The sequence below is a fragment of the Paenibacillus phytohabitans genome, assembly GCF_013141775.1.
Lineage (GTDB): Bacteria > Bacillota > Bacilli > Paenibacillales > Paenibacillaceae > Paenibacillus_AQ > Paenibacillus_AQ phytohabitans.
The window spans coordinates 15,721-35,265 of the sequence record NZ_WHOB01000031.1; the positions used below are offsets into that span (position 1 = coordinate 15,721).

21 protein-coding genes, 1 tRNA gene and 2 riboswitches are annotated in these 19,545 nt (G+C 49.4%); of the genes, 9 read left to right on the plus strand and 13 right to left on the minus strand.

Features of this window, described 5'->3' with window-relative positions:
* Nucleotides 1-7: 7 nt before the first annotated feature.
* The 5 genes from GC101_RS12735 (at nucleotide 8) to GC101_RS12755 (ending at nucleotide 3,891) form a co-directional block, all read left to right on the plus strand.
* Entirely contained in the window at nucleotides 8-805 is a 798-nt protein-coding gene (locus GC101_RS12735) for a hypothetical protein (RefSeq protein WP_171717583.1), read from the plus strand.
* A gap of 217 nt (nucleotides 806-1,022) precedes the next feature.
* A riboswitch (cyclic di-AMP (ydaO/yuaA leader) is annotated at nucleotides 1,023-1,161 on the plus strand.
* Between the two features lie 57 nt (nucleotides 1,162-1,218).
* Nucleotides 1,219-1,647, plus strand: a complete 429-nt coding sequence (locus GC101_RS12740; RefSeq protein ID WP_042140612.1) for a C40 family peptidase — start codon at nucleotides 1,219-1,221, stop codon at nucleotides 1,645-1,647.
* 387 nt (nucleotides 1,648-2,034) lie between these two features.
* Nucleotides 2,035-2,178, plus strand: a riboswitch (cyclic di-AMP (ydaO/yuaA leader).
* A gap of 5 nt (nucleotides 2,179-2,183) precedes the next feature.
* Nucleotides 2,184-2,675, plus strand: a complete 492-nt coding sequence (locus GC101_RS12745; RefSeq protein ID WP_171717584.1) for a C40 family peptidase — start codon at nucleotides 2,184-2,186, stop codon at nucleotides 2,673-2,675.
* Between the two features lie 247 nt (nucleotides 2,676-2,922).
* The gene (locus GC101_RS12750; RefSeq protein WP_042132717.1) at nucleotides 2,923-3,408 is read left to right on the plus strand and encodes a GNAT family N-acetyltransferase; all 486 of its coding nucleotides are present in this window, start codon (nucleotides 2,923-2,925) and stop codon (nucleotides 3,406-3,408) included.
* 126 nt (nucleotides 3,409-3,534) lie between these two features.
* Complete coding sequence (locus tag GC101_RS12755; protein ID WP_042140611.1) at nucleotides 3,535-3,891, plus strand: c-type cytochrome; 357 nt, start codon at nucleotides 3,535-3,537, stop codon at nucleotides 3,889-3,891.
* Between the two features lie 106 nt (nucleotides 3,892-3,997).
* On the opposite strand, the gene GC101_RS12760 is transcribed toward GC101_RS12755, so the two are convergent.
* Together GC101_RS12760 and GC101_RS12765 are read right to left on the minus strand one after the other, a co-directional pair.
* Nucleotides 3,998-4,273, minus strand: a complete 276-nt coding sequence (locus tag GC101_RS12760) for a 4a-hydroxytetrahydrobiopterin dehydratase (RefSeq protein ID WP_171717585.1) — start codon at nucleotides 4,271-4,273, stop codon at nucleotides 3,998-4,000.
* A 211-nt stretch (nucleotides 4,274-4,484) separates the two neighbouring features.
* The gene (locus GC101_RS12765) at nucleotides 4,485-4,778 is read right to left on the minus strand and encodes a hypothetical protein (protein ID WP_039303858.1); all 294 of its coding nucleotides are present in this window, start codon (nucleotides 4,776-4,778) and stop codon (nucleotides 4,485-4,487) included.
* 205 nt (nucleotides 4,779-4,983) lie between these two features.
* Between GC101_RS12765 and motA the strand changes: the two genes are divergently transcribed.
* Both motA and motB read left to right on the plus strand, forming a co-directional pair.
* The gene (gene motA / locus GC101_RS12770) at nucleotides 4,984-5,784 is read left to right on the plus strand and encodes a flagellar motor stator protein MotA (RefSeq protein ID WP_039303855.1); all 801 of its coding nucleotides are present in this window, start codon (nucleotides 4,984-4,986) and stop codon (nucleotides 5,782-5,784) included.
* Complete coding sequence (gene motB / locus GC101_RS12775) at nucleotides 5,768-6,586, plus strand: flagellar motor protein MotB (protein WP_039303852.1); 819 nt, start codon at nucleotides 5,768-5,770, stop codon at nucleotides 6,584-6,586. Before motA ends, motB begins: the two co-directional genes overlap by 17 nt.
* A gap of 99 nt (nucleotides 6,587-6,685) precedes the next feature.
* Here motB and rluF read toward each other — a convergent pair whose 3' ends face one another.
* Together rluF and GC101_RS12785 are read right to left on the minus strand one after the other, a co-directional pair.
* Nucleotides 6,686-7,387: a 23S rRNA pseudouridine(2604) synthase RluF gene (gene rluF / locus GC101_RS12780; protein ID WP_171717586.1), complete on the minus strand. Its 702-nt coding sequence runs from the start codon at nucleotides 7,385-7,387 to the stop codon at nucleotides 6,686-6,688.
* 5 nt (nucleotides 7,388-7,392) lie between these two features.
* Nucleotides 7,393-9,705: an ATP-binding protein gene (locus GC101_RS12785; RefSeq protein ID WP_171717587.1), complete on the minus strand. Its 2,313-nt coding sequence runs from the start codon at nucleotides 9,703-9,705 to the stop codon at nucleotides 7,393-7,395.
* A gap of 308 nt (nucleotides 9,706-10,013) precedes the next feature.
* Here GC101_RS12785 and tadA point away from each other — a divergent pair, with 308 nt between their 5' ends.
* Complete coding sequence (gene tadA / locus GC101_RS12790; RefSeq protein WP_281365853.1) at nucleotides 10,014-10,517, plus strand: tRNA adenosine(34) deaminase TadA; 504 nt, start codon at nucleotides 10,014-10,016, stop codon at nucleotides 10,515-10,517.
* Nucleotides 10,518-10,564: 47 nt separating this feature from the next.
* Nucleotides 10,565-11,131 carry a GNAT family N-acetyltransferase gene (locus GC101_RS12795; protein ID WP_171717589.1) on the plus strand — a complete coding sequence of 189 codons (567 nt, stop codon included), beginning with the start codon at nucleotides 10,565-10,567 and terminating at the stop codon, nucleotides 11,129-11,131.
* Nucleotides 11,132-11,223: 92 nt separating this feature from the next.
* Here GC101_RS12795 and GC101_RS12800 read toward each other — a convergent pair whose 3' ends face one another.
* The 9 genes from GC101_RS12800 to guaB all read right to left on the minus strand — a co-directional run bounded on the left by GC101_RS12800 (nucleotide 11,224) and on the right by guaB (nucleotide 19,198).
* A complete protein-coding gene (locus tag GC101_RS12800; RefSeq protein WP_042132709.1) occupies nucleotides 11,224-12,312 on the minus strand; it encodes a DUF6612 family protein in 1,089 nt (362 codons plus the stop codon).
* Between the two features lie 103 nt (nucleotides 12,313-12,415).
* Nucleotides 12,416-12,568 carry a small acid-soluble spore protein P gene (locus tag GC101_RS12805; protein WP_042132708.1) on the minus strand — a complete coding sequence of 51 codons (153 nt, stop codon included), beginning with the start codon at nucleotides 12,566-12,568 and terminating at the stop codon, nucleotides 12,416-12,418.
* Between the two features lie 12 nt (nucleotides 12,569-12,580).
* Complete coding sequence (locus GC101_RS12810; protein ID WP_171717590.1) at nucleotides 12,581-12,922, minus strand: hypothetical protein; 342 nt, start codon at nucleotides 12,920-12,922, stop codon at nucleotides 12,581-12,583.
* A gap of 158 nt (nucleotides 12,923-13,080) precedes the next feature.
* Nucleotides 13,081-13,169: transfer RNA gene (locus tag GC101_RS12815), tRNA-Ser, on the minus strand.
* Nucleotides 13,170-13,234: 65 nt separating this feature from the next.
* Nucleotides 13,235-14,524: a serine--tRNA ligase gene (gene serS / locus GC101_RS12820; protein ID WP_042132706.1), complete on the minus strand. Its 1,290-nt coding sequence runs from the start codon at nucleotides 14,522-14,524 to the stop codon at nucleotides 13,235-13,237.
* Between the two features lie 89 nt (nucleotides 14,525-14,613).
* Nucleotides 14,614-15,198 (minus strand): pyridoxal 5'-phosphate synthase glutaminase subunit PdxT, encoded by a 585-nt coding sequence (gene pdxT / locus GC101_RS12825; protein ID WP_171717591.1) that lies wholly within the window; start codon nucleotides 15,196-15,198, stop codon nucleotides 14,614-14,616.
* A gap of 18 nt (nucleotides 15,199-15,216) precedes the next feature.
* The gene (gene pdxS, locus GC101_RS12830) at nucleotides 15,217-16,098 is read right to left on the minus strand and encodes a pyridoxal 5'-phosphate synthase lyase subunit PdxS (protein ID WP_171717592.1); all 882 of its coding nucleotides are present in this window, start codon (nucleotides 16,096-16,098) and stop codon (nucleotides 15,217-15,219) included.
* 118 nt (nucleotides 16,099-16,216) lie between these two features.
* Entirely contained in the window at nucleotides 16,217-17,575 is a 1,359-nt protein-coding gene (locus GC101_RS12835) for a D-alanyl-D-alanine carboxypeptidase family protein (RefSeq protein ID WP_171717593.1), read from the minus strand.
* 165 nt (nucleotides 17,576-17,740) lie between these two features.
* Nucleotides 17,741-19,198: an IMP dehydrogenase gene (gene guaB, locus GC101_RS12840; RefSeq protein ID WP_039303893.1), complete on the minus strand. Its 1,458-nt coding sequence runs from the start codon at nucleotides 19,196-19,198 to the stop codon at nucleotides 17,741-17,743.
* Nucleotides 19,199-19,545: the final 347 nt, after the last annotated feature.

Sequence of the window (19,545 nt, forward strand, 5' to 3'; positions counted from 1 at the left end):
GCACAGCATGAAAGAGCAATTTTATATTCTGATTCTGCTATTTATCTACCGGCTGTTCTGGGGCTACTTCATGTACAAATTCATTAAAAGCGCCGTCGTTCCGGTACTGCTGCGCTATCCGGATGCGGATGCCGGCGGCAGTAGCATAGGCAGGCTGCTGTATTATATTGAGGGGCAGGCTGCGCTGCACACGGACCCGGACGTCCGGCAATGGCTATGGCTGCTCCTGGCACTGACTGTGTTGCGGCTGCTGCTCTCCCCCTTTATCCGGGCGGGCCTGCTGCACGAGCTTCACCAGGAACGTGCCGGGGAGCGCGGACTGTTCTTTTTTCCCGGGATGAAGCGTTATGGACTGCCTGTCCTACTGTTCAGTCTCGTTGAATGGGCGCTGGCCCTTCTGCCGCTCTATTGGCTGCTGCCGAAGATGTACCGTCTGCTTCTGAACGGCATCCTCGATTATCCGCTGCTGCTGACGCTCGTGCCTTATGTGCTGGGCTGGCTCGTCTACCTCTTCCTTATCCGCAAGCTGCTGCTGTATATGCAGTTCGGTTACACCGCCGGCACGGGCATGTTCACTTCGCTGCTGATCTGTCTGAAGGTGCTTCTGCACTCCATCGGGATATCCGTCATTATAGGCGCAGGAAGTCTGCTGACGCTGATCCTCTGCAGCGCTGCAGCGCTCTTCTGCCCCGGCCTCCCGGCCCTGCTCCTGCGCCAGGCAGCTCCACTGCCGTCCACCCTATTCAGAATGTGGGGCATAGCCGCGCAGTATCATCTCTGGTCCAGTAAATCATTCCCACGATAATCGGCCGCCAAAACGGCATACTAAAAGAGTCATCGCCCCTCTGGTGAGGTGCATGACTCTTTTTTGTTTACAGCTGCGACAAGTTAATTTGCAAAACTGTAAATCCTTTGGTACAATGATGCCTGTACTACTAGTAACAAATTTGTAATCTTTCAAATGGAATTAAGCAGCTATGTAACCGAAGCCTTTAACCTTATGTCGATATGTCACTATTCTGGTGCACAAAACGCCGAATTCCCTGCACCGGGGAGTGGGGGAACCATATTTTGGGTGAATTGATCTCGCTTTAGAGGGGTCATAGGGGAACCTTCTACCGAATCCTTAAGCTAACCTCGCAGGCCTTGGAAGGAGTACATCTTTTGAGAAGTCAGAACTTTAAGAAGAAATGCACCGCAGCAGCGCTGGGTCTTGTGATGGTATTCACACTTGGAGCAGGCAGCGCTTTCGCAGATTCCAAAATGGATACTGTGATCTCAAAAACCATTGGAACGTCATATAAAACCGGGGGCACCAGCACCAGCGGCTTTGATTGTTCCGGATTCACCAAATATGTATTCAAGAGTATCGGCCTTACCTTGCCGCGCACCTCTAAGGCACAGTACAGCGTTGGAACAGCCGTATCCAAGAGTAATTTGCGTTCCGGTGATTTGGTATTCTTCAATACCCTGGGCAACGGAGTTTCCCATGTCGGTATTTATGTCGGCAATGGCAAATTCGCACAATCCTCCACTTCGCGTGGTGTAACCATCAGTTCGCTGAGTCAGGCATACTGGGCCAACCGCTACGTTGGCGCTAAAAGAGTGATGAGCACAACAGCCTACCAAGCTGTCGCTTACGATTGAACCCTTGAACATTTCCTCGAATATTCGTACCTCTAACAACTAAATGTAACTTATACGAGCCCGGTTTTGATTATTGCCGTAATCATTTCCGGGTTTTTCCTTTTCCTTATTCTACCTTTTACACTCATCTGCAGGCCCTGAAACACCTTTTTATCCCAAATCCAAAGAAAAATCCATCAAAAGCTCACCTGCTGCGTAAATATGAGTCTTTCTATGCAGCTATAACTCTAAAAAACGCAAAAAAAATGCATTAATATGTTATAAGTGATTGCCAAGCGCCCTAGTCTTTGCTACAATTATCGCAGTGAGCTTTTAGTAACATTTTTGTAATTATTGAATCGCTTTTTACAAAGGTTTTGTCATGTATTGAATAACAGCTAATCCTAATCAACAGTCGTGCCGAGTTCCCTAAAGATTTAGGGAAACGGGGGAACCAACTTTGGGTGAATTGACCTCCTATTCTAAGAGGGGTCATAGGGGACCTTCAACCGAACCCTTAAGCTAACCTCGTAGGCATTTGGAAGGGGTATTTACTTTTGAAGAAGAAGCTAGCAGCCGCAGTACTAAGCTTTTCCATCATCTTCACCATTGGAGCAGGAAGCGCTTTCGCGGATTCCAAAATGGATAAAGTTATCGACAAAGCCATCGGGACCAAATACGTATCCGGCGGTGTATCCACGAACGGTTTTGATTGCTCCGGATTTACAATGTATGTTTTTGATAAGATCGGCATTAACCTGCCTCACCAATCCGGTTCCCAATATCAGATGGGCACTGCTGTATCCCGCGATGAGATGAGACCGGGCGATCTTGTATTCTTCAATACAAGCGGCAAAGGCATTTCCCATGTCGGTATTTATGTCGGTGACGGTGAGTTCGCACATGCTTCTTCCTCGCGTGGTGTAACCATCAGTTCGCTGAGTGACAGCTACTACGTCAACCGCTACGTTGGCGCCAAACGGATTATGAGTACAGATGCTTACAAGACTGTGGCTGCGGATTCCGAAGACAATGACGATGTGCAATAATTTGTCCTAAAATAAGCGCTTTTCCAGGATTTTTGCCGAAATCTTGGAGGAGGGCTTATTTTTTTGTCTATAAAATTACTTACCCCGCTCTATATTTGTAAAACACCAATTTCGCTCTTTCATAAAATATTTTTTGGCGTTTGTCAAGTTCCGGTCTTTCTGCAAGGTTTTTGCGTCGAATCCGGCTCGTTTTGTATATAATATTTATAGGATGAAGTAATGTTCCATTGAAAGGAGGCCTCCGCTTATGATAAGTTCCCCGGTAACTTTTTATGTTGTTCCTATGGAGTCGCGGCATGCTGCTGAGATCTGTGAGTGGAACTATAGGCCCCCGTACAATATTTACGGCTGGATGCCCTGGGAGCAGATGCAGGCGCTCGGTGTTGAATTCGGTGATCCGCAGCTGCGCAGCGAGCAATACGTTTCCGTTGTGAACGGACAGGGAATTCTATGCGGCTTCGCCCAGCTGTTCCCTATGGAGGGTGTAGTCCGGCTTGGAATCGGCATGCGGCCCGATCTGTGCGGTCATGGCATGGGACATCTCTTCATGAAGGCCATCGTTCAGGCGGCTCTGCAGCGTTATCCGGAACGGGAGATCGATTTGGAGGTACTGACCTGGAATCAGCGGGCCATCCGTGCTTACCAGAAATGCGGATTTACCATAACGGATACTTATGAACGCAGAACCCCAACTGGCGATAAACCATTTTATTGTATGGTCTATGAGAAATAGCATTCCACTTCTGTATGTTTGCAAATTTTCCAGGAGTTTCGTTCATTTTTTTGACACAAATACTATGATAACGCTTCACCATCCGGTATAATGAAGGAAGCAGCTTACATGGAGGGACGGATGCAGATGCAGAAATGGATCATGAGCGGTTTGTTTTTTGCCGCCTGTGCCTTTGCCGTGGTCTTAATGTTTACCCTGCCCGGCAAAGCCGAGGTGGCTGAAGAGAACAAACCTACAATGCCTGAGGTTGTGCTGGACGCAGCCGGCGCGGAGGCCCTGGTGAAAGCCAACTGCATCACCTGCCACGGGGATCAGCTTCAGGGCGGTGTAGGGCCGAACCTGCAGCAGGAGGGCGCACAGCATGACGCGGCGCAGATTTACAGCATTGTGACCAAAGGCCGCGGGCAGATGCCTTCCTTCAAAGACAAACTGGCCCCTGAGGAAATTGCGAATGTCGCGTTATGGCTGGCCGAGAAGAAATAATAACATGCCCAAAGCAAAATGCCCGCTGCAAAGGATACCCTGGTATCCCTGCACGGGCATTTTTATGGATTAAGCGGTACTGTCATTTCCATAAGGATCCTGTCCTCTAACGGTTTTTCTCAAAAGCCTCGTTAATTTCATTGGCCTGGCGTATATCCAGCTTCTCCACGTCTGCAGGCAGACGCAGGATAACGGTCTTGTAATCAATGGTGATATGCGGGTGATGGTCGAACGCTTCCGAGATCGCAGCAACATCATCCACAAAAGCAATTCCCTTCATATATTCATTGAACATATATTTGCGCACCATAATATCCTCTTCCAGTTTCCAGCCTTCCAGCTTGCCGATCTGCTCCCGCAGTTCTTCCTCTGTAAATGGCAATTTGTTTCCTCCCTTGCTTAATTAGCTGTATCACAGCAGTCCTGTCTTTCAAATAAAACATCCCTCAGCTTCTTAAAGTCCAAGGGATGTGCCGGGCCAAAGATTTTTTTCGATTTAATGTATTCTTAAATCCCGGCGAATAGTACTTCTCATCCCAATTTTAACATGGGCTGATGCCTGGGACAAACTCCGCTCCGCAGCTGCCTCCAGGCTACACCAGAACGACCGATGCCAAATCCTCGTCTCCGAGCAGAATATTGATGCGGTGCGTTTCTTTATCGTACATTACAACGCCGCTTCCGACCTTAATCACCGGCTCATTGCCCAGTGCGTAGAACAGATCCTCCGCAAGCGCCTCCCAGACCTCCAGCTTCGACTCCTCCGGCAGGTTCTCCCACTCCTCAGGCTCCATTTCGAAAAAAATATACCCGTCGGAAATCCGTCCGACTGCGCCTGTCAGTTCAACCAGAATTTCACTGTAATCTCTGCCATGCTTAACTCCCACGTCAATCACTCCGTTTTCTTCGCTGATGAATAATAACTTACCTTATCCATTATAGCCGAAAAAATCACTTCACAAAAAAGGGAATGCTGTCGATAAATAAGAATATACGTGATTTGGTTACGTGCAGAGTGTCCTCCCGCGGTTCAAGGATGATAAACGCGGTATAGTCGGATCACTTCTTAATTCTCATGGACGAGGTGCATAAATGGAAATTTCAACAATACTAGGACTGGTTTTTGGTCTGATCGCAGTAGTCTGGGGGATGGTACTCAAGCATGCTCCGCTTGAAAGCTTGAACAACCCCGCAGCCTATGTAATTATCTTTCTTGGTACGGCCGCCTCAATCTTCATGGCCTTTCCCATGTCGGAAGTCAAGAATTTCCCTAAGCTGCTGAAGATCCTATTTGTGAAGAAAAAGATGGTCGGCAAGCCCGAACTGATTACAATGTTCATGGAATGGGCATCCATCACCCGCCGTGAAGGACTGCTTGCACTGGAATCCAATGTCGATGAAATCGAAGATAATTTCCTCAGAAACGGTATGCGGATGATTATCGACGGCAATGATCAGGAATTTGTCCGCGATGTATTAATGGAAGATATTCACGCTACAGAAGATAGACATAAAGCCGGCGCCTTAATCTTCTCCCAGGCCGGGATGTACGCACCTACACTGGGGGTACTCGGGGCTGTTATCGGGCTGATTGCCGCCTTGGGGGATATGAGTAACATGGACGTCCTGGCCCACGCGATTGCCGGAGCCTTCATTGCTACTCTCTTGGGGATATTCACCGGTTACGTAATGTGGCACCCAATGGCCAATAAGTTAAAACGAATTTCCAAACGCGAGATTGAAGTCCGCCTGATGATGGTAGAAGGTCTGTTGTCCATCCAGTCCGGGGTCTCCACCATTGCTATCAATCAGAAGCTTTCCGTCTTCCTTACTCCGTCCGAACGGGCCAAGCTAAGTGAGAAGGAGGGCGCCTCGAATGAGCAAAAAGACTAGGCATGAGGAGCATGAAGAGCATGCCGATGAATCCTGGCTGCTGCCCTATTCCGATCTGATGACCCTGCTGGTTGCTCTATTCCTGGTTATGTATGCCATGAGTGCTACGGACGCCCAGAAATTTGAGCAAATGGCCCAAGCGTTCAATTCAGCGCTCAGCGGCGGTGGCGGCGTACTGGAATTCCGCTCGGATTCACCCACGAGTACTCAACTTGACCAAGGCAATAAGGATAAGATGAATAGTGTTTTAGATAAAAACACAGGCACCGCCGAGATCTCCAAACTTCGTGCCAAAGAACAGGAGGATCTGGAGAAGCTTAAGGAGCAATTCGATCAGTACATCAAGAATAACGGAATGACTGATCTGCTCAGTACGAAGCTGAATCAGTCCCAGTTAATGATTACGATCAGCGACAACGCCTTATTTGCTTCGGGACAGGCTATGGTCAAGGATGACTCCCGCCAGCTGGCCAAGTCAATCTCGACGATGCTGCAGCAGTTTCCCGATTATGATATATTAGTGCAGGGACATACGGATAATATTCCTATCTCCAATAGCAGCTACTCGTCCAACTGGGATCTTAGTGTGGCCCGAGCCCTTCAATTCATGAAAATCCTGCTGCTTAACCCCAATCTGGACCCGGTCAAGTTCAGTCCGATCGGATATGGGGAATATCATCCCATCGCTGAGAATACGACTGCCGCCGGACGCGCCAAGAACCGTCGTGTAGAAGTCTCCGTTCTCCGCAAATACAAAGATGCAACAACAGAAACAACTGATGTTGCCGCTCCCGGTAAATAATACGAATATATTATAGCTTATCAAGTAGTAAGAGCTGTTCCCGGGCCATTATTCGGCCTTCAGGAACAGCTCTTTGTTTGATTGCTTATTATTTAAAGTTTATTGAAGCTCATAGTTGAGCATAGCTCCAAGCTCCTGCTTCTCCTGCTGTGACAGCTCACGCCATTCCCCGGTCTGCAGAGCGCCCAGCCGGATATTCATTACCCGGATGCGCTGCAGACGCCGCACTTCATAGCCAAACGCGCTGCACATGCGGCGGATCTGCCGGTTCTTGCCCTCGGTAAGAATAATCCGGAATACCCGCTCGCTGATCCGCGTTACCTCACAAGGTAACGTTCTGCTGCCCAGAATCTTCACCCCGGTGGCCATGCCTGTAAGGAAAGATTGCGTGACTGGCCTGTCCACGGTAACTACATACTCCTTCTCATGTTTGCCTTCAGCACGCAATATTTTGTTCACAATGTCCCCGTCATTGGTCAGCAGAATTAATCCCTCAGAATCCTTGTCGAGCCGTCCGATAGGGAAAATGCGCTCTTCATGTCCGATGAAATCAACTATATTCCCCTGAATATGGCCTTCTGTAGTAGAAGTGATGCCTACCGGCTTATTAAGTGCGATGTAAACGATCCTGCTGCCTGTTTCCAGGCGTTTGCCGTCGATCAGCACCGTATCTCCGGCTTCTGCCTGACTGCCCAGCAGAGCGGTCTCACCGTTGATGGTGACTCTTCCCCCTTCCACCAGCTTGTCTGCTTCACGGCGCGAACAGTACCCTGTCTCACTGATGAACTTATTAATTCTCATGTCTGTCATTCACTCCGTTCTATATACATGCCTGACGGAAGGTTATTCTCCCCGGCTTCAGGCAGCTTAATGGTCACCTGCGCACCCCGTCCATACTCACTGCGGATCTCGAGACTGCCCTTATGGGCTTGTATAATACGCTGGCTGACCATGAGTCCAAGCCCGGTCCCTGACTCTTTGTTCGTGAAGAACGGCTCTCCCAGCTTAGGAAGCATATCCTCCGGAACCCCTCCGCCTTCATCAGAAACAACTATAACCACAGAGTTATTCTGCTGCTGCTCCTCCAGGGTAATTGTCCCTCCGTCAGGCATAGCCTCAATCGCATTTTTGATTACATTAATGAATACCTGCTTCAGCTGGTTCTCCTCACAGTGCACCATAGCCGGCACATCCGAGAAATACGTTACAAACTCTATGCCAAAAAGATGGGCTTGGCTATCCAGCAGAGAGATCACGTCGCCGACAATATGCCGCAAATCCCTCAACTGAAAATGAACCGCCTGCGGCTTGGCCAGGATCAGGAACTCACTTACAATCAGATTAATCCGGTCCAGCTCCGAGAGCATAAGATCAATATGCAGCGGAACCAGAACCTTCTTCTCCTGCTGCAGCTGCAGGAAACCTCTCAAGGTGGTCAGGGGATTGCGGATCTCATGGGCAACTCCGGCTGCCAGCTGGCCGACCGTAGTCAGCTTCTCAGAGCGTCTGAGCAGCTCTTCAATCCGGTTGCGCTCAGTCATATCACGGGATACATGTACAAAAGACTGCGGCTGCCCTTCCTCATCCCGGATCACCGAGGTGCTCACACTGACTTCTACGATAGAGCCGTCACGTTTCAGTCGTACGGTCTCTACCGGCGGCAGAGACATTCCGTTCTTGAGCTGCCGCAAACGGACATCTTCCTGCTCCTGTACTGTAGCCGGCACCAGATAAGGCGTCTTGACCAGCGCTTCCGCTGCACTCCATCCATAGAGCTCTTCAAAGGCTCTGTTCGTACTTATAATCCTGCCATCCATATCCACAGTGTGGATCGCATCCGAGGTGCCGTTAATTACCGACTCCAGATGCTCTTTAACCGCCCGGTTCTCTTCCAGCGTCTGACCCAGCCGGTTCGTGTGCTGCAGCAGGTGGGAGGTCATCGCGTTGATCCGGTGGGCCAGCTGTCCGAGCTCATCCCGGCTCTCTACATTTAATGGAGGCTCGAATTTGCCCTTGGCCACATCATTCACCTTAGCCAGTATATCCTGAATCGGCCGCGTGACGAAGCCAGCCATAATATAACTGGCCAGGAAAAAGATAATAAGCAGCAGCACGGACGTGGTGATATTATTGAACAGCTGCTCTTTAATTACGGATGAGATCAGCGAGTAATCCATAACCACAGTAATTACATAATCGTCGGCTCCCGGCTGTTTGATTGGAATGAAGCTCTTGAGCACTCTTTTGCCCAGAACCTCTGTATCCAGCGTTACCGGCTCACCCCCGTTGATCGCTTCCCGTATTGCCGCCTTATCCTGTGCAACGTTGCCGTACGTATACGTACCGTAATGAATAGGACGGTTGCGCAGCTTCACATTAATCGGGTCACTGCCATCGGGCAGCATGCTGGGCGATCCGAACGTTTTGGGATTAAAGCCTGTAATCTCCAGGATGCCGGGGTTCACGGCTTTGGAGTCTTGAATAATTTCGTCAGGTCCCATAATCTTGACGTAATCGCTTACGGCAGTACTGCGGATATAAGGATCTATGATATAGTTGCTGGTGCCATCATAATAGTAACCCCATTTATCAATGTACTCGGGATTTGAGGTTGAATATTCGAAAGGGCCGGACCAGAAATTATCCATCGTCTGCCCCTGGTCAACGGATACCCGCTGGCCTGCAAACAACTCCAAAAAAGCCACATACCAGTACCCCATGCCTTTGGTCGAGAGTCCGATCTCTGTGGGATCTGATGACTTGGCTACAACAATATCGTTATCAGTCTTGACCAGAAGCGAGATATTAGACACGCCCAGCTTGATAGCCAAGGCCTGCAGCTCCCTATTGTCCACATTCTTGATATCCGGGTCAAGCTCAAGCGAAGCCAGAATAGAGGTCATCCTCAGGTTCTGGGCAATTTTATGCTGCACGTAGTTGGAACTATAACTGCTCTGCTCAACCGAAACAGCGATCTGCATGGCAGTTATCTTCATATTACTCAGACTTTCATTACGCAGATTATTCCGGACGGCATATAGATTAAGTGTAAGATTCAGCGTCAGGATTAAGAGTACCGAGCCGAAAATAATAGCCGATAATTTCGTTTTTATAGACAAGCGTATTGTTCACCTCTTACCGCTGGTAAATCCTAGCGGAGCATTCATAATTATCATACCTTTTGACTCTCCATTTGAAAAGACATTTCAAACAGGGATAACCTGGGGAACATATTGAATTCTTCAGACACTTTCTCTACAATAAGTAGGAAACCATCCACAGGTTATGCACATATAAACATTTTGCTAAATCGCGATGTGTACAATTTTGTGCATAAGTCGGGCTTTATCCACAGAGTTGTCCACAATTTGTTAAGAACGAATATTTGTTCGTTGTACAAGGGGCTATTTTAGAAGGGAAGATGAACTTGAATACACGACTTGAAGAGTTGCCGCCAGACGAGCGGGCAATTCATGAATATTGGATGAACGAGGCAATAGGCGAAGCCCGCAAAGCAGAAGCACTGGGTGAAGTGCCGATCGGGGCAGTGGTTGTCCGTGAAGGTACAATTATCGGGCGCGGCTACAATCTGCGTGAGACCACGCTCGATTCCACTGCCCATGCGGAGATGGTTGCCATCCGTGAAGCGAGTACGGCCCTTAATTCCTGGCGTCTGCTCGACTGCCAGCTCTACGTGACCCTGGAGCCCTGTCCCATGTGTGCAGGAGCCATGGTGCAGGCCAGAGTCCCGCTCACCGTGTATGGTACTCCTGATCCCAAAGCCGGCTGTGCAGGGACTCTGATGAACCTGCTGGAGGAATCGCGTTTTAACCACCGTACAGAGGTCATCCAGGGTGTGCTGCAGGAAGAATGCGCAGAGCTGCTGACCTCGTTCTTCCGCCGGCTGCGGCAAAGACCCGCCAAGCTCTAATGAGACGGGTCAGCTATACCATTCTATTGTGACCAGGAGGACGATCCATGTCTTTTAAGCTGTATAATACGCCGCAGGGAATCTATATCTCTTTGCTGAAGCTCACGGATGCCGAAGCGCTGCTTAACCTCCGTCACCGCAACCGCAAGGAGCATCAGCAGTTCGAACCCCTCCGCGACAATGACTACTTCACCCTGGAGAGCCAGCGGCAGCTGATTAACCAGCGTATCCTGGACGCCCGGCAGGATAGTGCTTATATGTTCGGCATCTATCTGCTCAGCGGCGAGCTGATTGGCCAGATTACCATTTCTAACGTGGTACGGGGTGTCGGACAATTTGCCGATATCGGATATTTTATTGATTATGATATGCAGGGTAAAGGGTACACCAGCGCAGCGGTGCATCTGATCCTGGGCTATGCCTTCCGCTCCCTCGGCCTTCACAGGCTGCAGGCGGCTATCCTGCCTCATAATGACGGCTCCCGCAGAGTCCTGGAGAAGAACGGCTTTCAGGCTGAAGGGCTTGCCCGCCGCTTCATCAAAATCAACGGAGAATGGCAAGACCACCGCACTTACGCCATTCTGGCTGAAGATTTTCTTCCACAGGAGCAATAGCCTGATCTGCCGGAGCCGCCGGCAAGCAGCACAAAAATCCCGTATGAGCGGAGGTTCGCTTATACGGGATTTCTGTGTTGCTGCATTATTTATTAATAAGTGCCTGTGGCTCCGAACTGCTGCTGCAGCTCTTCCAGTGTAATCACATCTTCGCCTTGCGGAATTCCGATCTGGAAGGTTTGTTTCTCATTGATCTTGCTGTATTGATTGCTAGCGGTCATAGACAGAGCAACATTCTCACCTTGTTCAGGATCATTCACTTTGATATCCATAAGCATATCCTGATACACCGGGAAGTTATCGTCATTGATCGCCGTGTTAAGATGGAACTGGTTAATCGTCAGATGCGTGTTCAGCTCAGCCAGATCCTTATCGAATTCAGCGCGTGCTTCACTGGACTGCAGCTCTTCCTTCGCTTTAGCCAAGTCGGCAGCATCGATCTTCAGCAATTCCTTGTATTCATCCTTGCCGAGAATATCGATGATCTTAGGCAGCGCATTGTTCACCAGGATGGTGAGCGCCTCTTTGACATTATCATTCGTTACCTGGAACTGGACAACCTGTTTGGCTTCAACCCCTTCAGGCAGGCCGGCTTCCTTAGGTTTGATTTCGTTAAAATACTTCTCTTCGTCATACTCACCCAGTAATGTGTTCATCACTTCATTAGACAGCTTCTGCACCTTCTGCGTGTCCATAGCTGAAGGGTTGAATTCCGCCCCCTCCTGCTCGGCCAGTTCCTTCAGATCCACTTCAACAAATTTACCTACGATTGTCTCGGGAAGCGGCAGGAACGGAATGGACGGCACTTTGACATACAGCTTCTCTGCTGTCATTACCATCGGAACCGTGAAGGACATCGCCATATCCCCCTTCAGATTCAGAACCATTGTAAGCTCTGTCTGCATCGGCTCTGCCTGGTAGACTCCATCAACTGTAAGCTCAGCATTCTTAAGCATGCTGAGAATTTGACCCGTTGTAGCATCAGCTTCGCTTGTACCTGTGTCGATCGTCAGGTCATTAACGGTAAGCTTCGTCTTCATTTCATACGATGTCATCGCCGCAACTTTATTTGCAGCAGCGGACAGTGCCTCTTTCGGCGCCTCTTTCTTTGCACACCCCGGCAGAATTACTGCGGCGGTGAGCAGCAGTGCGGCAGCGGATAACCCCCATTTTTTATTCATTATTGTTCTCCTCTCCCATGTGAAAAATTCTTTCCCCTCCCTAATGATAAACCATTTGGCAAATATGAGAAACATTTCTCTCCATTTTCATCTCCGGCTAGGGTCAGCCCTGAGGATTATTATGGTCAACGTGGTTAGCCTGTTTTACCTTTTTTGAACCGGATAACGGCTCAGGACCTGATGAATGATGCTCCTTGCGCGGCCCCTGATTATCCTGCTGTACACCGGGTACCGGCATGCTTTTTGGTTTGCTCATCTTGTTCGCCTCCTATGGATTGGTTAAGCCCTGAAGCGCCTGCGCGCATTCATGAATCTGCCTTGTATACTGCTGCGCCAAAAGCTGTACGGCATCCCTACGCTCATCCGCAACGCTCCCGTCCTGCTCCGCGTCGAGCAGGTTCACTGCAACCTCACGGCTATCCACATAAGTGCAGCGGAAATCGAGGGAATACCCTTGACGCCCGGCTGCATTGAAATGAATAAGCAGACTGTTCTGGTCAGCGGCATCCCCCTGCACGCTGAAGCTGTCCCCATCCTCCATCAGTGCAGGCAGGCGCTCCTGCCAGGCAGACACCAGACTCTGCTGATCTACTTGTAATTGTCGGTCCATCTTTATGATCATCCTCCTTCTCTAATACATTGCCGAGAAAGAGAGCTTTTTATTCTCTTTGGAACAGGTTCCATCCAAAAGAATCCCCTGAGTACAACAAAAAACCGTCCCCCATAAGGAGAACGGCTTCTATCTGCAAATCTTTGAGTGTAAAGGAATGGCGGAGAGGATGGGATTCGAACCCATGTGGGCTTGCACCCTAACGGTTTTCAAGACCGCCCCGTTATGACCGCTTCGGTACCTCTCCAATGCATCTAAATTTCACATGCATTAGGAATTATATCACACCCACCAAATAATATGCAACTATAATTATTGGGCAGTTTGTGCGCTTATGGATTTCACATTACGCATATACGGCTGCAGGCATTCCGGAATCAGAACACTGCCGTCTTCCTGCTGGTAATTCTCCAGAATAGCCGCTACTGTACGGCCTACGGCCAGCGCAGAACCATTCAGCGTATGCACGAATTCCGGCTTGGACTTGGGCTCTTTGCGGAAGCGGATATTGGCCCGGCGGGCCTGGAAATCCTCGGTGTTGGAGCAGGAGGAAATTTCGCGGTACATTCCGCTCTCCGGCAGCCACACCTCCAGGTCATACGTCTTCGCCGATGTGAAGCCCATATCTGCCGTACACAGCAGCAGGACGCGGTAAGGCAGTCCCAGGAGCTGCAGGACGCGTTCAGCATCGGCTGTCATCTTCTCCAGCTCCTCGTAGGAGGTCTCCGGACTGGCAAGCTTCACAAGCTCCACCTTATTGAACTGATGCTGGCGGATCAGACCGCGGGTATCACGTCCCGCAGATCCGGCCTCCGAACGGAAGCAAGAGCTGTAGGCTACATGGTACTTCGGCAGATCACCAGCCGTCAGAATCTCTTCACGGTAGTAGTTCGTTACCGGCACTTCTGCTGTTGGGATCAGATAATATTCTGTATCACGCAGCTTGAACAGATCCTCTTCGAACTTCGGCAGCTGTCCTGTTCCATACAGGCTGTCCTTGTTGACAATGTAAGGCGGCAGCATCTCTTCATAGTTATGCTCTCCGCTGTGCAGATCCATCATGAAGTTGATTAGTGCACGCTCCAGTCTTGCTCCCAGCCCTTTGTAGAAGGCGAACCGGGAACCCGTAACCTTGGCTGCCGCTTCAAAATCAATGATATCCAGCTGCTGCGCCAGCTCCCAGTGTGATTTCGGAGTGAATCCGAACTCTCTGGGCTCCGACCAGCGGCGTACTTCAACATTGTCCTCCTCGGACTTGCCAACCGGCACCGATTCATGCGGAATGTTCGGAATGCTCATGGTCAATTCATCAATCTTAACTTCGAGCTCGCGTACTTCATCGTCCAGCTCTTTGATCCGGTCGGAAACCGTACGCATTTCTGCGATCAAATCATCTGCCGGCTCTCCATTTTTCTTCTTCTTCGCTACATCTCCGGATACGGTGTTCCGGCGGTTCTTAAGTCCCTCTGTTTCCTGAAGCAGCTCACGGCGGCGCAGATCAAGCTGCGGGAAGCCGGCAATCAAATCGAGCGACTTTCCTCTTTTGGTAAGGGCCTCTTCTACTCTGGCATAATCACTACGTAACACTTTAACATCTAACACAAAGTTTCCCTCCTGAAAACAGCCCAAACTCTTTCAAAATGCTGATTTGTTTACAGCTTTGAAAGAGTCAGGATGTTTTATATGCAGTTCTATTGATTGGCTGCGATACTGTCCTCTACCATGTCGGCAAAATATTGATGCAGCCTGTAATCATCAGTCAGTTCCGGGTGAAAAGAGGATACCAGCAGGTTGCCCTGACGTGCAGTTACAATCTCATCCTTATAGATGGTAAGCACATCGACATCCGGACCCACCTCGTTAATGAGCGGAGCACGGATAAATACCGCACGTACCGGCTCAGCAATCCCTTTAACCTCCAGATCACATTCAAAGCTTTCCCGCTGGCGTCCAAAGGCATTCCGGGCAACGGTAATATCCATCAGCTCCAGATGACCAGGTTCACCTCCGGCAATGTGCTTGGCCAGGACAATCATGCCGGCGCAGGTACCAAAAATCGGCTTACCTTGACCCGCAAACTCACGTATAGCTTCTATAAAGCCATATTTGCGCATCAGTTTGCCGATGGTCGTGCTCTCGCCGCCGGGAATAATCAGTCCCTCTACCTCTTCCAGCTGCTCTACACGCTTGATAGGCAGACCCTGCGCACCTGTCTTCTCAATACTGACAATATGCTCTGTTACAGCGCCCTGCAGCGCCAACACTCCTATTCTCATCCGGAAGCCTTCTCTCTATTAACGGCCGCGTTCCGACATACGTTCAGCCGGAGTCAAAGTGGCAATATCAATCCCCTTCATCGGGGCGCCAAGGTTCTTCGACACTTCAGCAATCAGCTTGTAGTCTGTAAAGTGGGTGGTCGCTTCTACAATGGCACGGGCGAATTTCTCAGGGTTATCCGACTTGAAGATACCCGAGCCGACAAACACCCCGTCAGCACCAAGATGCATCATGAGCGCGGCATCGGCAGGCGTAGCTACACCGCCGGCAGCGAAGTTAACGACAGGTAATTTGCCAAGCTGATGAACTTCCAGCAGCAGCTCATAAGAAACGCCAAGGATCTTAGCTTCATTATAGAGCTCATCAAGCGAGAGGTTCGTCACTTTGCGGATTTGACTGTTTATGTAGCGCATGTGGCGGACAGCTTCAACGATGTTGCCTGTCCCCGGCTCACCCTTGGTACGGATCATCGAAGCTCCTTCGTTAATCCGGCGCAGGGCTTCCCCAAGATCCTTGGCTCCGCATACAAAAGGAACGGTGAATTCGTGTTTATTGATATGGAACACTTCATCTGCCGGCGTGAGCACTTCGCTCTCATCCAGATAGTCAACACCGAGGGATTCAAGAACCTTGGCTTCTACATAATGGCCAATACGGGCTTTAGCCATAACAGGAATGCTCACTACCTTGATAACTTCTTCTACAATAGTAGGATCGGCCATACGTGCTACACCACCCGCTGCGCGGATATCGGAAGGTACACGTTCCAGAGCCATAACGGCTACTGCGCCCGCTGCCTCGGCAATTTTTGCCTGCTCTGCATTCATAACGTCCATAATGACGCCACCCTTTTGCATTTCTGCCATGCCTCTTTTAACTCGCGATGTTCCTGTTTCCATGTCTAAGCCTCCCGAATGATCTAACCTAATCTAACTTGTAATTTTACCGCAAGGCGGTGATATATACAACCTATTTACTGGGATTTTGTCGTAATGCTGGCATTGGACTGCCGTGCGGTTAGAACAAGTTCTTAATTCCTGTAAACAGGTCGCCAAAAAATTCTCCGATTGCTCTCATCAGCAGTTTGAACCAGCCAGCCTTCTCTGCTTCCTCGGCAGTAATCAGGTTAACCGTCTTCTCCTGAGCCTGAGACATTCCTTCGATCTGGTAGGTATAAGTGACCTTACCTACTTTGCTGGCTCCGGCAATCGGCGCGATCAAAGTTGCCGGGTCATTCGTCACCACTGTAGTTTTGATCTGTGGAGAAACCGTACCCTTTGGTACCATGAACGTAACTCCCGCATCCGTCACAACAGGTACATCTTTATTCTTGCCTTTGAGTACAGGCACCGTTTCAGTACCGGCGATGACAGCCTTAGGCGCTACAACCTGCTTAATCTCAAAATTGTTGAAGCCGAAATCAAGCACCTTCTTCGTTTCCGTGAAACGGTGTGCTTCTGAGTTAGCCCCCATGACTACGCTGATCAGACGCATGCCATCACGAACGGCCGTACCTGTGAAACAGTTGCCGGCATTGGTGGTATGTCCAGTCTTCAATCCATCGAGACCCGGATAGGCATAGGCTTTGAAATTAGCAATATCCTTGTTGGCTTCCAGCATCCAGTTATAGTTAATCATCGGTTTCGCGTCACGTTCACGGAACTTGTAGGACTGAATTGTCGTGAACTCAGTGAAATCCGGATGGTCGGTTACAATAAACTTAGCGAGCAGGGCAGCATCCATAGCGGACATTAACGTTTCGCCTTCAGCCTCCGGACGGAATTTCTCCGGCATATCAGCCCGGTCAAGCCCTGTGGAGTTAATGAAATGGGCAGTCTTCATCCCCATCTTCTTAGCGGTTTCGTTCATTAGGGTTACGAATTCCTGCTCAGAACCCGACACCAGTTCAGCCAAAGCTACCGTGGCATCATTGGCTGAACCAACGGCCATGGCTATGTAAAGTTCTTTGACGGTATGTTCATCGCCCTCGGCTAAGAAAATACGTGACCCGATCTGCTTCGACGCATTCTCCTGCACAACAACTTTCTCATCCCAGGATATCTGTCCGTTCTTCACCGCATCAGACACGAGATATTCTGTCATCATCTTCGTCATACTTGCCGGCGGCAATGGCTCATCCGCATTCAAAGATAAGAGGATCTCTCCTGTGGTCGGCTCTATTAATACTGCAGATTTCAGATTAAGTCCCAGTGACTCCACGCTTGGAATCTTGGTTACTGCCGTTTTGGCAGGTGTTGCTGCTGTCGATGGAGCCGCTGTCTCTGTTGCAGCCGGTGTGCTTACCGCCTCTGCCATGGCAGACGCTGCCGGGAATGCTAGCATATTTAAAAGCAGACCTACTGTCGCTGTCTTCATCACAAGTTGCTTACTACTTAGTTTCCGCTTGTACTTCAATGATTAACTCTCCTTTAATCCTCAGATCAGTGCTTGTTCTATTCTAACACAGGGGTATCTGCAAAAAAAGACAGGCAGGACGAATTTAGTCCTGCCTGTCCGCAAAAATATGCGATTCTTCCCGGTTTACAGGGAATAGTTCGGCGCTTCTTTGGTAATCTGCACATCATGCGGGTGACTTTCACGAAGTCCCGCACCTGTGATACGGATAAATGAGGTGTCATTGCGCAGTTCCTCTAATGTTTTCGTACCGCAGTAACCCATACCTGAACGCAATCCGCCGATCAGTTGATGAACGGTATCGGACAACGGCCCTTTAAATGCAACCCGGCCCTCAATCCCTTCAGGAACGAGCTTCTTATCATCATCCTGGAAGTAACGGTCTTTACTGCCCTGCTTCATGGCGCTCATGCTACCCATTCCGCGGTATACCTTGTATTTACGACCCTGATAAATTTCCGATTCCCCAGGGCTCTCTTCCGTACCGGCGAACAAGCTGCCCATCATCACTGCAGCGGCTCCGGCAGCAATTGCCTTGGTGATCTCTCCGGAGTACTTAATTCCCCCGTCAGCTATAACTGGAATCCCGTATTCGCGGGCAACCGTTGCACAATCATAGATAGCTGTAACCTGCGGAACGCCGATACCTGCAATTACACGGGTTGTACAAATCGATCCGGGTCCAATACCGACCTTGACTACGGATGCTCCGGCTTCAATTAATTCACGGGTAGCTTCACCAGTAGCTACATTACCAGCCACAATAGTAAGATCAGGATACAATTCGCGCAGCTGGCGGACCGCGTCGATAATATTAATATGGTGTCCGTGTGCCGAATCCACTGTGATAAGGTCAACACCGGCTTTTACCAATGCCTCTGTACGTTCAAATGTATCCTTAGAAATACCGATTGCTGCTCCAACAAGCAGACGGCCTTGAGCATCCTTAGCCCCGTTAGGGAATTGAATAGCTTTCTCTATATCTTTAATAGTAATGAGACCTTTAAGAATATTGTGCTCATCCACCAGCGGCAGCTTCTCGATCTTGTGACGTTGAAGGATGCCTTTCGCCTCCTGAAGGGTTGTACCTACAGCAGCGGTAACCAGATTCTCATGAGTCATAACTTCTTTGATCTGAATATTGAAATCGTGGATAAAACGCAAATCACGGTTAGTCAGAATACCAACAAGCTTACCGCCTTCATCTACGATAGGTACACCTGAAATGCGGTATTTCCCCATCAGAACTTCAGCATCGGATACCCAGTGGTCTGGCGTAAGTGAGAATGGATTGGTAATAACTCCGCTCTCGGAGCGCTTCACACGGTCCACCTCTTCCGCCTGCTGCTCCACGGACATATTCTTATGAATGATGCCGATCCCGCCCTCACGGGCAATAGCAATCGCCATAGCGGCTTCCGTGACTGTATCCATACCTGCGCTCATCAAAGGGATGTTCAGCTTCACATTCTTGCTAAGTACAGTGGTTAAGTCCACTTCCTTAGGCAGTACCTCGGATTTACGCGGAACCAGCAGCACATCATCAAAAGTGAATCCTTCTTTACCAAACTTATCTTCCCACACCTGGGTCATTCCTCCTCGAAATATTCTTTTCTCCACCTGCCTGCCAACTTATGAATAAAAAAACTCCTGCTTCAAGTCCATACCCGATAGACAGCGGTAAAGGCTTGGGAGTTATACATAATAGTGTCTTCAGTTAAGGTTTGAGATGCTTGTCCAAAAATATATTAGAGCTATCTTAGCAAAGGGCTTTTGGCCTGTCAAGAATATTACATCTTCTGATAAGGTATTAAGAAATCTTGCTCCGGGTAAGCGAATTCTTGGACTAAAGTCCGTGTGCAGTGGACAGATTACATAATGATCCATAATTTAACACCCTAACGTCTATGCATTGTCCATGTATAAAAGTA